The sequence below is a fragment of the Chitinasiproducens palmae genome (assembly GCF_900095735.1).
GTDB lineage: Bacteria > Pseudomonadota > Gammaproteobacteria > Burkholderiales > Burkholderiaceae > Chitinasiproducens > Chitinasiproducens palmae.
The window spans coordinates 31,684-45,056 of sequence record NZ_FNLO01000014.1; the positions used below are offsets into that span (position 1 = coordinate 31,684).

12 protein-coding genes are annotated in these 13,373 nt (G+C 67.2%); 6 read left to right on the forward strand and 6 right to left on the reverse strand.

Annotated elements, in window-relative coordinates; all coding sequences use genetic code 11:
- Positions 1-130: 130 nt before the first annotated feature.
- The 5 genes from BLU54_RS19760 to BLU54_RS19780 form a co-directional block, all read right to left on the reverse strand.
- On the reverse strand, positions 131-2,482 hold the full coding sequence (locus BLU54_RS19760; RefSeq protein ID WP_091912257.1) for a bifunctional diguanylate cyclase/phosphodiesterase: 2,352 nt from the start codon (positions 2,480-2,482) through the stop codon (positions 131-133).
- 261 nt (positions 2,483-2,743) lie between these two features.
- Positions 2,744-3,211: a RidA family protein gene (locus BLU54_RS19765; protein WP_091912259.1), complete on the reverse strand. Its 468-nt coding sequence runs from the start codon at positions 3,209-3,211 to the stop codon at positions 2,744-2,746.
- An 89-nt stretch (positions 3,212-3,300) separates the two neighbouring features.
- Positions 3,301-4,521 (reverse strand): aminotransferase-like domain-containing protein, encoded by a 1,221-nt coding sequence (locus BLU54_RS19770; RefSeq protein ID WP_091912261.1) that lies wholly within the window; start codon positions 4,519-4,521, stop codon positions 3,301-3,303.
- A gap of 91 nt (positions 4,522-4,612) precedes the next feature.
- The gene (locus BLU54_RS19775; protein WP_091912263.1) at positions 4,613-5,278 is read right to left on the reverse strand and encodes a hypothetical protein; all 666 of its coding nucleotides are present in this window, start codon (positions 5,276-5,278) and stop codon (positions 4,613-4,615) included.
- Between the two features lie 20 nt (positions 5,279-5,298).
- Positions 5,299-5,607, reverse strand: a complete 309-nt coding sequence (locus BLU54_RS19780) for a DUF2917 domain-containing protein (protein ID WP_091912266.1) — start codon at positions 5,605-5,607, stop codon at positions 5,299-5,301.
- A gap of 129 nt (positions 5,608-5,736) precedes the next feature.
- Here BLU54_RS19780 and BLU54_RS19785 point away from each other — a divergent pair, with 129 nt between their 5' ends.
- From BLU54_RS19785 to BLU54_RS19810, 6 genes are all read left to right on the forward strand, one after another.
- Positions 5,737-7,176 carry an aminotransferase-like domain-containing protein gene (locus BLU54_RS19785; RefSeq protein WP_091912268.1) on the forward strand — a complete coding sequence of 480 codons (1,440 nt, stop codon included), beginning with the start codon at positions 5,737-5,739 and terminating at the stop codon, positions 7,174-7,176.
- Between the two features lie 186 nt (positions 7,177-7,362).
- Positions 7,363-9,246 (forward strand): molecular chaperone HtpG, encoded by a 1,884-nt coding sequence (gene htpG / locus BLU54_RS19790; RefSeq protein WP_091912270.1) that lies wholly within the window; start codon positions 7,363-7,365, stop codon positions 9,244-9,246.
- Positions 9,243-9,914: a chorismate--pyruvate lyase family protein gene (locus tag BLU54_RS19795; RefSeq protein WP_091912272.1), complete on the forward strand. Its 672-nt coding sequence runs from the start codon at positions 9,243-9,245 to the stop codon at positions 9,912-9,914. Before htpG ends, BLU54_RS19795 begins: the two co-directional genes overlap by 4 nt.
- A complete protein-coding gene (locus BLU54_RS19800) occupies positions 9,908-10,384 on the forward strand; it encodes a DNA-deoxyinosine glycosylase (RefSeq protein ID WP_091912274.1) in 477 nt (158 codons plus the stop codon). Before BLU54_RS19795 ends, BLU54_RS19800 begins: the two co-directional genes overlap by 7 nt.
- Positions 10,381-11,280, forward strand: coding sequence for a class I SAM-dependent methyltransferase (locus BLU54_RS19805; protein WP_091912276.1), 900 nt, complete (start codon positions 10,381-10,383; stop codon positions 11,278-11,280). Before BLU54_RS19800 ends, BLU54_RS19805 begins: the two co-directional genes overlap by 4 nt.
- A 77-nt stretch (positions 11,281-11,357) precedes the next feature.
- The gene (locus BLU54_RS19810) at positions 11,358-12,227 is read left to right on the forward strand and encodes an EamA family transporter (protein ID WP_091912279.1); all 870 of its coding nucleotides are present in this window, start codon (positions 11,358-11,360) and stop codon (positions 12,225-12,227) included.
- A gap of 139 nt (positions 12,228-12,366) precedes the next feature.
- On the opposite strand, the gene tal is transcribed toward BLU54_RS19810, so the two are convergent.
- Positions 12,367-13,323 carry a transaldolase gene (gene tal / locus BLU54_RS19815; RefSeq protein WP_091912459.1) on the reverse strand — a complete coding sequence of 319 codons (957 nt, stop codon included), beginning with the start codon at positions 13,321-13,323 and terminating at the stop codon, positions 12,367-12,369.
- Positions 13,324-13,373 lie beyond the last annotated feature (50 nt).

Below are 13,373 nucleotides of genomic sequence, written 5' to 3' on the forward strand. Positions count from 1 at the left end.
CGAATCGAGGCCATGAGCCGCCACGCGGTCATCGACGTCAAGCGATCGCGCGGTCAGCAGACGGGGCAGGGCCGCGGCCGAGGACGGCAATGACACGGCTGACCTGACACCGGTCGATCGATGCCAGGCACTACGCGGATCCGCAACTGCCCAGGCGCGTCTTGCAGCGCTCGACCAGATCGGGGACTTCGTCAGGCAACACCGACGGCGAGAACAGGAAGCCCTGTGCATCGAGCTGCCGGTGACAGCGCAGCAGCGACAGCCAGCGCAACTGCGCTTCGGTCTCGATGCCCTCGATCACGACGCCGAGTTTCATCGCGTTCGCCAGGCCGACGATCGATGCGACCAATGCCCGCACCTTCAGATCGTCCGGCAGCGGCGAGACGAAGACACGGTCGATCTTGATCGTATCGACCGGGAAGCGGTGCAGGTAGGCGAGCGACGAGTGCCCGGTGCCGAAGTCGTCCAGCGCGATGCGCAGCCCGAGCCGCTTGAGCGACAACATCTTCTGCGCCGCCAGGTCGGGCTGCGTCATCGCGGCGGTTTCAGTCAGCTCGATTTCCAGCGATTCCGGCGGGATGCCGGTCTCGGCGAGGCAACGTTCGACCGTCGCGAGCAGGTCACCGCGCCAGAAGTGCAGCGGCGACACGTTGACCGCCACGCTCAACGTCGTGAGACCCGCGGCGTGCCAGGCGGCCAGCTGCCGCGACGCCTGCTCCAGCGCGAATTCACCGATCGGCACGATCATGCCCAGCGTCTCCGCGATCGGGATGAACTGGGCGGCCGGAATCAGGCCCAGGCGCGGATGGCGCCAGCGCAGCAGCGCTTCGAGACCAGTCAGCGTGCGCAGCCGAAGGTCGACCTTCGGCTGGTATTCGAGATAGATCTGTCCCTCGGCGAGCGCGTCGCGCAGCATCTGTTCCCACTCGATCAGCCGCTCGCTGCGCAAGGCGAGATCGGGCTGGAAGAACGCATAGCGCCCCTTGCCCGAATCCTTCACCGCGTACATCGCGACGTCGCATTTGCGCAGCAGTTCGTCCTCGGTGTCGTCGGCGCGCGTGTGCAGCGCAATGCCGATGCTGGCGCGCAGGTCGAAGCTCACGCCGCGGCGCTCGAAGGCGGGAGAGCGGATCGTTTCGCCAAGCGTGGTCGCCAGACGCGCGGCCACCGTGTCGATGTCGTCGCCCTCGACGATCACGATGTAACCGTCGCCGGCGATGCGGCCGAGGATTGCGCGCTCGTGCAGACCGAGCTCGTCGATGCGGCGCTGCAGACGCCGCGCGACCAGTTTGATGACCTCGTCGCCTTCGCGGTGGCCCAACGTGTCGTTGACGACCTTGAAGTTATCGAGACCGACGAGCAGCACCGCCAGCCGCCCGACGCTGGCCTGGCTGGCGAGCCGCTCGCGCAGCAGCATCACGATGCGCCAGCGGTTGGCGAGGCCGGTCAACGGGTCGTATTGCGCGAGCCGGCTCATGGCGCGCTCGCGTTCGCTCAACTGTCCGATCACACCGCTGGTGAGCCCGACGAAGGCGATGATCGCCAGCGAGACGATGCCGGTCATCACGCGGTAGATCGTCCGCGTGTGCTGGAAGCTTTCCAGCACCGCCGCTTCGGAAAGCGCCACCACGACGGCCAGCGGATAGCCCGGGATGCGCTGATACGCGAAGATGCGCCGCACGTCGTCGACCGGGTCGGTCGTGACGCCGCTGGTGGTCACGAACGGTGGATACGATGCCTGCACCGCGGAGGCGGTCGCGCTCACCAGGGCCGCCGACGTGCGGCGCGACAGCACCGCGCCGTCCTCGTCGAGCACCGCGATCATGTCGTCGTGCTCGAAGATGCCGCCGTTGTAGAAATCGTTGGAGAAGTAGCGCGGGTTGACCGAGACGACCACCACGCCGCCGAAGCCGCCGTCCGGGTTGTTGAGCCGGCGTGTCAACTGCAGCGACCACAGATGCGAGACACGGCCGAGCACCGGCTTGCTCACGTACAGCCGGTCCTCGTCGCCCATCGTATGGACATGGAAGTGCTCGCGGTCCGACAGGTCGGTACCGATGGCCGCGTTCGGCACCGACGACGCGCGCAGGCGGCCATCCGACCCGATCAGCGCGATCTGCAGCAAATCCTGCTGCGGCAGTACGCCGCGGCGCATCATCGTCTGGAGATCGAAGCGCGCGGGGTCGCTTTCGTACTCGTACTTGACGAAACGCGTCAGCTGGTCGAGCTGGCGCAGTGAGCGCAGCGTGTGCTCGGCGAACGCGCTTGAGAGCAGGCGGGCATTTGAGATGGATTGCTCGAACACCGCGGTGCGCTCGTCGTCCAGCCGCTTGATGACGATGCCCCAGAGGATTCCGATCAACAGCAGGCCGAGCAGGGGCACGGTCAACGCCGACCCCGGCCTGCGCGCGCGTTCGACCTGGCCGACATCGCCCGGCCGTACGCGCAACAGGCGCATCAAACCTGCAAACAGTGATCTCATGGTCACCTATAGCCACCCACACGAGTCGCCGGGGACGGCAGCGGGCGGTAGCGCGCGCGTCCAGCAGGCGTGGCTATAGTAACCGGTGGCAGACCAATTCCAAAGCTTGAGGGAGCCGAAATCGCCGCGGCGGGCGACGAACTTTCGCTTAAAAGCCAGCAGCTTGCCGCGGCATGGCCCCCCGGTCCAGGCAGCGGGCCCTGGCCGCCCGTACACGTCGCGACCCGGCCCCGCGGCACGCCGTGGCGCGCCGCACGCCGCTCATTCGACTTCGGCGATCAGTTCGATTTCGACGCAGGCGCCCATCGGAATCTGCGCCACGCCGAAGGCCGAACGCGCGTGCCTGCCGCGCTCGCCGAACACCTCGGCGATCAGTTCGGACGCGCCGTTCGTGACCAGGTGCTGTTCGGTGTAATCGGGCGCCGAGTTCACCAGACTCATCAGCTTGACGATGCGCTTGACCCGCCCAAGGTCGCCGGTGTGCTGCTGCAACGTCGCGAGCAGGTCGATGGCGATGCGCCGGGCGGCCTCGCGACCTTCCTCGGTCGACATCGTCTCGCCCAGCTTGCCGACCCACGGCTTGCCATCCGGCTGCTTGGCGATGTGCCCGGACACGTAGACGGTATTGCCCGACTGCGCGCTCATCACGTAGGCGGCAACCGGCGCCGCCGCCGCGGGCAACGTGATGCCGAGCGCTTGCAACTTCTGGTATGCGGGATCCTGCGACATGTGTCCTCCTCGTGACGTTGAGGCCGGCGCGGCGAGGTGCACCGCATGGCCCGACCGCGGCATCATACGGGACCTTGCCGCTGGCTGTCTCACGCGGCGCGCGAGCCCGAGCCGATGCGGCGACGGATCAGTGCCGCCAGGCGGCCGACGCCTTCGTCGATGCGCGCCGGCGTCACGGTCGCGTAAGACAGACGCATGAAGTTGCGCTGCACATCGTTGGCGAAGAACGGCTCGCCCGGCACGAAGGCCACGTTTTCCTCGATCGCGTCGGCCAGCAGCGCGCGCGTATCGATGTGCGCGGGCAGTGCCAGCCAGACGAACATGCCGCCCGCCGGCTGGTTCCATGTCACGCCCTCGGGCATGTCGCGCGACAAGGCCGCCAGCATCGCGTCGCGTTGGCCCGCATAGAAAGCGCGCACGGCCGGCAGATGCCGGTCGAACAGGCCGTCCAGCGCCGCTTCGTGAATGATGCGCTGGTTCAGGTTCGGCGTGTGCAGGTCGCTCGCCTGCTTCGCCTGCGCGAGTTTCGCGCTCAACGAGCGCGGCGCGATCACGTAGCCGACGCGCAGGCCAGGCGCGAAGATTTTCGAGAACGAGCCGCAGTACACCACGCGCTCCGGGGCCATCGACAGAAGCGTGGGCTGTTCCGCGCCGTCGAAGTAGAGGTCGTGATACGGGTCGTCCTCGACGATCGGGAACGGCAGGCGGTCGGCAAGCGCGGCCAGCGCGCGGCGCCGGTCGGCGGGCATCGATCGACCCGTCGGATTCTGGAAGTTCGGTTGCAGGTAGAGCAGGCGCGTGCCCTTGATGGCGGCCGCGTCCAGCGCGTCGGGCAGCACGCCGTCCGCATCGCAGGCCAGCGAGCCGTAGACGGGCTCGAACATCGAGAACGACTGCAGCGCGCCCAGATAGGTCGGCGTTTCCACCAGCACCTTGCTGCCCGGATCGATCAGCGTCTTGCCGAGCAGGTCGAGCGCCTGCTGCGAACCGGTCGTGATCAGCACGTCCTGCGGATCGATGCGTCGGCCATTGCTCGAATGTCGTGCCGCGATCCACTCGCGCAGCGGCGCGTAGCCTTCGGTCGGCGCGTATTGCAGCGCTTGCGCATCGTCTGCGAGCGCGCGTACCGCGGCGGCGCGAATCGCCTCGACCGGGAAGGTGGTCGGCGACGGCAGGCCGCCGGCGAACGAGATGATTTCGGGACGTTCGGTGATCTTCAGCAGATCGCGGATCGCGGAACTGGTGATCTGTTTGGCCCTGTTCGACAGGTTCCAGGAGGGCGTCAGAGCGTGAGCGGAGAGGTCGGACATCGGTGTCTCGTATGAAAAGAAGGGTGGCGCCCGTCCCTCTGGCGCAGGCAGGATCACTGCCGCGCCCGACGCGCCACGGGCCGCATGGGCTTCAGCGAAGCGTTCGCAAGCCATGCGGTGTCTCTATGTCGGCGCTGAGTTCGGGGTCGAGCAGCGTCGCCTCGACGGTGATGACTGCGTCGGCACCCAGCCAGCGCAGCTGTTCGTTGATGACTTCGACAGCCGGATGCGCGCCACGCAAGGCCCGCAGCGTCAACCCGCAGGCATGCGCGACCGGCGGCGTGCCGCTGCGCTGCTGCACGACGGTCGGCACGATGCCGTCGCCGGCGCCGCGCCAGCGTGGCCATGCACCGTCGGCGCGGCGGCCGAGCAGGCATTCGCCGCTGCCGAGCCGCCCGGTCCCGACCGGATCCAGCCGGCGCGGGTAGTCGTCGGCCAGTTGCGGAAGCAGGGCCGGCCGTTCGAGCCGCAGTGTCCAGTGGCCGAGGAAGGCGCCGGTCGCGAGGCGTGCCGCGAAATGGCCCGGGTCAAGTCCGCGGCTGCGTGCCTCGGCCGGCGTGACGATGTCGAGCCGGCTGCCTCCGCCCAACGACAGGCCGAGGCAGTGCACGGGGTCCGCGTCGCCGGTCGGCACCGGCATGTGCGGCAGGTCGAGCTCGACGTCGAGCGTGTCGCGCAGGTGTGCCAGCCCCGCCTCGATCGAGGGAGCATACAACTGCAAGTGATCGAGCCTGACCCGGCCCGCGCGCAACGCCATCGCCTATCTCGCCAATGAAGCTATCTCGCCAGCAAAGCGTCGCGCTGCCAGCGCCGCGCGACGTCGAGCGGCTTTTTACCATAGGAGCGCCGGGTCTGGCACGCCGACAGTCGGAATTGCAGCCCGGCGTCGCCCGACTCGGCCGACAGCCATACGCGTTGTCCCTGCATCACGGGCAGCGTGTCGCCGGCGGCAAGCCAGTGGTCGCGCGGCGCGCCCTCGATGGTGGCCCAGACGGTGCCTTGCACGACAAGAATCTCGCCCCGGCCCGCTACGTCAAGCGCGACGCTGGCTGGACTATCGAGTAGGAAATGACGGATCTCTTGCATGGGACACTCCGGTGCGGCAATCAGCAGACAGCGAAAGGCGATACTTGCTAAGGCATCAGTGGCTTCCACTATATCGAGACGGACCGGCACAGTAACGGTACAATTTCTCAAATACCATTCAGTACAGTCATGGAAGACCAACCGCTTGCCACCGCGCTTGACTCGCTCGCCCAGATTCCCGCGCCGTTCGATTCAAACCAGTTCACGCTGGTCGAGCAGCTCACGCAATGGGCTCGACGCCGGATCGACGAACGCGTGTTCCGGCCCGGCATGCGCATGCCCTCGATCCGCCAGCTCGCGGTCGACAAGGGCGTGTCGCGCTTCACGGTGGTCGAGGCCTACGAGCGGCTCGTCGCAACCGGCTATCTCGAATCCAGGCGCGGTTCCGGCTTCTATGTACGCGAGCAGCGCTCGCCGGTGCTGGCGCCGAAGCGCTCGCGCGCAGTGCCGACCACCATGGACGTGACATGGCTGTTGAACGCGATGTTGCAGACCACCGTGCCGGAAAAAGGACCGGGGCTCGGCTACCTGCCCAATGCCTGGCTGGACGGCGAAATGCTGGCCAACGGCCTGCGCTCGGTCGCGCGGCGCAGCGGCGCGCTGCTGCAATACGCGGTGCCGCAGGGCTACGCACCGTTGCGCCAGCAACTGCAGACGCGTCTCGCCGAAATCGAGATTGCCGCATCGCCGGAGCAGATCGTCCTGCTCTCCGGCGTGACGCAGGGGCTCGATCTGGTGGCTCGCCTGCACGTGGCGCCGGGCGACGCGGTGATGGTCGGCGATCCGGCCTGGTTCCAGATGTTCGGCCGCTTCGCGGCCCAGGGCGCGCGACTGATCGGCTTTCCCTACACCAGCAACGGACCCGATCTCGACGCGCTGGAAGCGCTGGCCAAGGAATGGCGCCCGAAGCTGCTGGTCATCAACTCTGCGCTGCAGAACCCGACCGGCACGTCGTTGAGCGCCGCGCAGGCATTCCGCATCCTGCAGATCGCCGAACGCTACGATTTCAAGATCGTCGAGGACGACATCTACGGCGATCTGTGCCCGATGGGTGCCTCGATCGCCCGTCTGGCGAGCCTCGACCAGCTCAAGCGCGTGATCTACCTGAGCAGCTTCTCGAAAACGCTGGCCGCCAACCTGCGTGTCGGCTATCTGGCATGCGAGGCGGGGCTCGCGCGGCGCGTCGCCGACCAGAAGATGCTGGTCGGCTTTACCACGCCCGAGATCAACGAACGGCTGGTCTATCAAATCCTGACCGAAGGCCACTATCGCCGGCACGTCGAACGCCTGCGTCAGAAACTCGACCAGGCACGCGAGCCGGCCGCGCGCAAGCTGGAACGCGTCGGGCTGCGGCTGTTCGCCGAGCCGAACGCCGGCATGTTCCTGTGGGCCGACGCGCGACGCGACTCGTCCACGATTGCCGCCGCGGCGCACGAAGCCGGTTTCCTGTTCGCGCCGGGCGCGCTTTTCTCGCCGTCGCAGACGCCATCGAGCTGGATGCGCTTCAACGTCGCGAACCTCAACGATCCGCTGCTGTTCGATTTCCTTGCACGCCAGATGGACGCCTGAAGCGCCGCGCGGGCGGCGCGCGCCGCGGCGTGGCCGCGTTGCGCTCTTGAAATCGTGCGGATCGTCCCAACGTCTCGCGCAACGCGCGGCCTCTCGTGCCTGCGTGCAGCCGTGCGCTCGTGCCGGCATGCGCGCAGGCGCCCGACGCGCCTTTTGACTGATGACGACTTGAATCCAGGAATCGCTATGTCGCAAGAAACGATGCATTTCCAGGCGGAAGTGAAGCAGCTTCTGCAGTTGATGATCCATTCGCTGTACAGCAACAAGGAAATCTTCCTGCGCGAGCTGATCTCGAACGCGTCGGACGCGGCCGACAAACTGCGCTTCGAGGCGATCGCCAATCCGGCGCTGCTCGAAGAGGCACCGAATCTGCAGATCGAGGTGTCGCTGGACGCCGAGGCGCGCACCATCTCGATCGAGGACAACGGCATCGGCATGAGCCGGGACGAGGCGATTTCCCATCTGGGCACCATCGCGAAGTCCGGCACCAAGGAATTCTTCCAACGGCTGTCCGGCGATCAGCAACGCGATGCCGCGCTGATCGGTCAGTTCGGCGTGGGTTTCTATTCGGCGTTCATCGTGGCCGACGAGGTCACCGTCGAAAGCCGGCGTGCCGGCCTGCCGGCCAGCGAGGGGGTGCGATGGCAGAGCCGCGGCGAGGGCGACTTCGCCGTCGAGACGGTCGAGCGCGCGCCACGCGGCACGCGCATCACGCTGCATCTGCGCGAGGGTGAGGACGAGTTGCTGTCAAGCTGGCGGCTCAAGTCGATCATCCAGAAATACTCGGACCACATCGCGTTGCCGATCCTGATGCGCAAGGAGGAGTGGGACGCGGAAGCCGGCAAGACGGTGGTGAAGGACGAGACCGAGACCGTCAACCAGGCCAGCGCCCTGTGGACCCGCCCGAAGAGCGAGATCGACGACGCGCAGTACAAGAGCTTCTACCAGCATCTGTCGCACGACACGAACGAACCGCTGGCCTGGACGCACAATCGGGTCGAAGGCCGCAGCGAATACACGCAGCTGCTGTACGTGCCGTCGCGCGCGCCGTTCGACCTGTGGGACCGCAGCCGTCACGGCGGCCTGAAGCTGTACGTGCGCCGCGTGTTCATCATGGACGACGCCGAAGCGCTGTTGCCGTCCTACCTGCGCTTCATTCGCGGCGTCGTCGATTCCAGCGACCTGCCGCTGAACGTGTCGCGCGAGATCCTGCAGGAGAGCCGCGACGTGCGCGCGATCCGCGAGGGCGTGACGAAGCGCGCCTTGTCGATGATCGAGGATCTGGCCGAGAACCATGCGGAGAAGTTCGCGACGTTCTGGAGCGAGTTCGGCCAGACGCTGAAGGAAGGCGTCGGCGAGGATCACGCGAACCGCGAACGCATCGCGAAACTGCTGCGCTTCGCGTCGACGCACACCGGCACCGACGAACAGACAGTGTCGCTGGCCGACTACGTCTCGCGCATGAAGGACGCGCAGACGAAGATCTACTACGTGAACGCCGATAGCTATCGGGCGGCCGCCAACAGCCCGCATCTCGAAGTGTTCCGCAAGAAGGGCATCGAAGTCCTGCTGTTGTCCGATCGGGTCGACGAATGGATGCTGTCGTATCTGACCGAATTCGACGGCAAGCCGATCGCGAGCGTGGCGCGCGGCGATCTCGATTTGACGCCGGACGAAGCCGAGAAGGAAGCGCAGGAAAAAACCGGCGAAGCGTTGCAGCCCCTGCTGGAAGCGGCGAAGGTGGCCCTCGCCGACAAGGCCAAGGACGTGCGGCTGACATTCCGCCTGACCGAGTCGCCGTCGTGTCTGGTGGCGGACGAAGGCGAGTTGAGCGGCCATCTGCAGCGGATGCTCAAGGCCGCGGGGCAGGCGGCCCCGGACACCAAGCCGATTCTCGAACTGAATCCCGAGCACCCGCTGGTCAAGCGCCTGCAGGCCGGGCAGGCTGGCTTCGACGACTGGTGCCACCTGCTGTTCGACCAGGCGCTGCTGGCCGAGGGCGGCTCGCTCGACGATCCTGCGGCATTCGTCAAACGCTCCAACGCGCTGCTGCTTCAGGCCAACGCATGAGCCGGCGTGCGCTCGGCGGGCTGGTCGCGACGATCCGCGCTGCCGATGGCGCGCGCGCCGCGGTAGGCGGCTGGCGGCTTCGGCCGGCATCGACCAGCGACGTGGTGCAGCGCAGTTGGCTGCGGCGCGGCGGTGCGCTGACCGGGCACCTTCGCGGGCTGGGTCGCGTCACCGTTGACGTGCTCGACGAACGAGTCGACGGCGCGATGCCGGACGAGGCGGCGGCGCTCCACACCGTGTCGGGTGCCCCCGTGTGGATGCGCGCGGTGGCGCTGCGGGTCGACGGCGAAGCGCTGGTGGTGGCGCGCAGCGTCACGCCGCTCGCCGCCAGCCACGGTGTGTGGCTGTCGATGCGGCGGCTCGGCAGCCGGCCGCTGGCCGACCTGCTGTATCACGATCACGGCGTCTCGCGCACCCGGCTGGCGTCCTCGGTGATCCTGCCGGGCCACCCGTTGTATCGACTCGCAGCGGCATTGCCGGCGCCGGACGACGCGCCGGCATCGGCGCGAACGTTCGCGCCCAGCCAGCTGCCGCGGCGCTTGCTGGCGCGGCGTTCGGTCTTCGCGCGCAAGGGCGTGCCGTTGCTGATCGCCGAATGTTTCTTGCCCGCGCTGTGGCGGCGTCCGGACGCGCGCGACGGCGGGCTCGTTTTTCCGTATCGATGCTGAGCAGCTTCCCCCCGGTCGCCGATCGCGACACGCGCGTGATGATCTTCGGCAGTTTCCCCGGCGTCGCCTCGCTTGCGGCGACCCAGTACTACGCACACCCGCGCAACCACTTCTGGCGTCTGCTGGAAGCAGTGCTCGACGTGCCGGGACTGGCTGGCCGCAGCTATGACGACCGCCTGGCCTGCCTGCTCGCGCACCGGATCGGATTGTGGGATGTGTTCGCCGCCTGCGAGCGCGAGGGCAGTCTCGACTCGGCGATCCGGCAGGCGCAGTCCAACGCGTTCGAGGCCTTGCGCGAGCATGCGCCGGCCCTTGAAAAGGCCTGCTTCAACGGCAAGACGGCCGGCCGCGCCGCGCCGCTGCTTGCGGAAGCGGGCTATCGCACGCTGGTCCTGCCGTCGTCGAGTCCGGCGAATGCTATGCTCTCGTTCCCGCAGAAATTGAGCGCGTGGCGCCTACTGCTCGAATGACACGTCTCATCAAGCGCGCCTCCGCGGAGCAGCGCGCGTTCCGGCGCCGACGCGGCGCCGATGCCGTCCCCGCCGATGCCGTCGCCTTCCCCGACGAACTCGCGAGCGCCGACCGCTCGATGCGCGCGCGTCCACCTCGCTTCGCGCCGGTCACCTTTTCCGAGCTGGGCGGCGTGCGCTTCCTGCATTTCGGCAGCGAGTGGGTGCAGGGTGCGATGCGCATCAGCCGGCCGGACCGGATCGAACTCGAATACGCGCAGCAAATGATGGCCTGGCTGCTGTTCCTGGATCCACCCGCGGCCGATGCGCGCGTCGTGCAACTCGGCCTCGGCGCGGCGGCGTTGACGAAGTTCTGTTATCGCGCGTTTCCGGACAGCCGGGTCGAGGCGATCGAACTGAATCCGTCGGTGGTCGTCGCGGCGCGCAGCATGTTCGCGCTGCCGCCCGACGACGCGCGGCTGACGGTGACCGAAGCCGACGCCTGGGACATCGTGACGGCGCCCGAGCGGCGCGGCACCATCGCCGCCTTGCAGGTCGACGTCTACGACGCGACGGCGCGCGGTCCGGTACTCGACAGCGTTGCCTTCTATCGCGCCTGCCGTCAGACGCTGCGCGAGCCGGGCATGCTGACCGTCAACCTGTTCGGCGACCACGACAGCTATGCGCGCAATCTGCGCAATCTGTCGCAAGCCTTCGAGGGCCGCGTCGTGGTGTTGCCCGAGGTGCATGACGGCAACCGGATCGCGCTCGCCTTCGCCGGACCGGCGTTGGCCTTCCCCGCCGCCTTGCTGCGTGCCCGCGCCGCGTTCATTCGCGAGACCTGGGGACTGCCGGCGCAGCGCTGGTTGCGTGCGCTCGCGGCAGTGCACCCGTACGGCGACACCTTCGAGATCTGAGACGGGCCCGGCGCCGCCCGGGTGAAAGCGGACTATACGGCGCCACGCGAAGACCGCGGCGTCACGGGGAGACAGGCATGAATCGGCAGGATCTGGGCAGCGCCTTGTTGGTGGTGCTGGTGTGGGGCATGAATTTCGTCGTGATCAAGGTGGGCCTGCACGGCCTGCCGCCGATGCTGCTCGGCGCGTTGCGCTTCATTCTGGCGGCGGTACCGGCCATCTTCTTCGTGCGCCGTCCCGCCGTGCCCTGGCGTTTGATGCTTGCCTACGGCTTGACGGCCGCGTTCGGGCAGTTCGCGTTCCTGTTCTGGGCGATGTCGGTCGGCATGCCGGCCGGTGCCGCGTCCGTGGTGCTGCAGGCGCAGGCGTTCTTCACGATCGCGTTCGCCGCGCTGATGCTTGGCGAGCGCTGGCGCGCCCAGCACGTGGTCGGGCTGCTGATCGCGGCCGTCGGCCTGGCGTTGATCGCGGAAGGCGGCGGACAGGACATGAACGCGGTCGGCTTCATGTTGACGCTGGCCGCCGCGGCAAGCTGGGCCGCCGGCAACATCTGCATGAAGAAGATCGGCCGGGTGGATTTGCTCGGCCTGATCGTCTGGAGCAGTCTGATCCCACCGCTGCCGTTCGCGCTGGCCTCGCTCGTCTTCGAGGGGCCGGACAGGATCGGCCATGCGCTTGCCAACATCGAAGTCAGCTCGCTGCTTGCGCTCGCGTATCTTGCGTTCGCTGCGACGCTGCTTGGCTATTCGCTGTGGGGCAGGCTGCTTACCCGCTACCCGGCGGCGCAGGTGGCGCCGTTGTCGCTGCTGGTGCCGATTCTCGGCATCGCCTCGTCATCGCTGCTGTTGCATGAGCATTTCGCACGGCTGCAGTGGCTGGGCGCGGCGTTTGTACTGGGTGGACTGCTGGTCAACGTCTATGGTCCACGCTTGATCGGCCGCCAGTAAGTCGGCGCGGCGGCATCGCGCGTACTGGCCTCCTGCCGACGGGCGACGCGGCCCCGCCACCGCGCGCAGTGCGCGCCCCGCCACCCTGTGTTGAGTGGCACCGGGCAGGCGCGGGGCGACACTGGCCGCGTGGGCCGGTTCAGGCCTGCTGCAGCTCGCCGATCAGCTTTTCCAGCTTGCCGGCGTCGGTGGCGAACTGGCGGATACCGTCCGCAAGCTTTTCGGTTGCCATCGGGTCGTCGTTGACGGCCAGCCGGAACGTCGGTTCGTCGACCGGCACGCGCGCGATGTCCAGCGACGCGGCGCCCTGTGGGTCCAGCTTGCGCTCGATCTTCTGCGTCGAGTCCTGCAATTGCTTGAGCAGATCCGGGCTGATCGTCAGCAGGTCGCAGCCGGCCAACTCGACGATTTGCGAAACGGTGCGGAAGCTCGCGCCCATCACCTCGGTCGAATAACCGAACTTCTTGTAGTAGTTGTAGATCTCGCGCACCGACTGCACGCCCGGGTCGTTTGCGCCGCCATCGCGGTTCTCGTCCCAATCCGCGCCCGCGCGTTTCTTGTAGAAGTCATAGATTCGTCCGACGAACGGCGAAATGAGCTTCGCCTTCGCTTCCGCGCAGGCGACCGCCTGCGGCAGCGAGAACAGCAGCGTCATATTGCAGTTGATGTTCTCGCGCTGCAGGATTTCCGCGGCGCGGATGCCTTCCCAGGTCGACGCGATCTTGATCAGGATCCGCTCCCGGTCGATGCCCTGTCCCTCGTAGAGCTCGATCAGGTGACGCCCCTTGTCGACGGTTGCCGGCGTGTTGAACGACAGGCGCGCGTCGACTTCGGTCGAGACGCGGCCCGGCACGATTTTCAGGATCTCCTTGCCGAAGTTCACCAGCAATTGGTCGATCACGTCGCCGATCGAAGCGCCCTTGAGGTCCTTGACGGTCTTTTCGAGCAGGGGGCGGTACTCGTCCTTCTGCACCGATTTCAGGATCAGCGACGGATTGGTCGTCGCATCCTGGGGCTTGTATGCTTCGAGCAGATTGAAGTCCCCGCTGTCCGCAACGACTGTCGTGTACTGCTTGAGCTGGTCAAGGGCATTCATCTGACGATCTCCAAAGGGTGTGCCGCAGTGCAGCGTCGCCTGCCGCATGG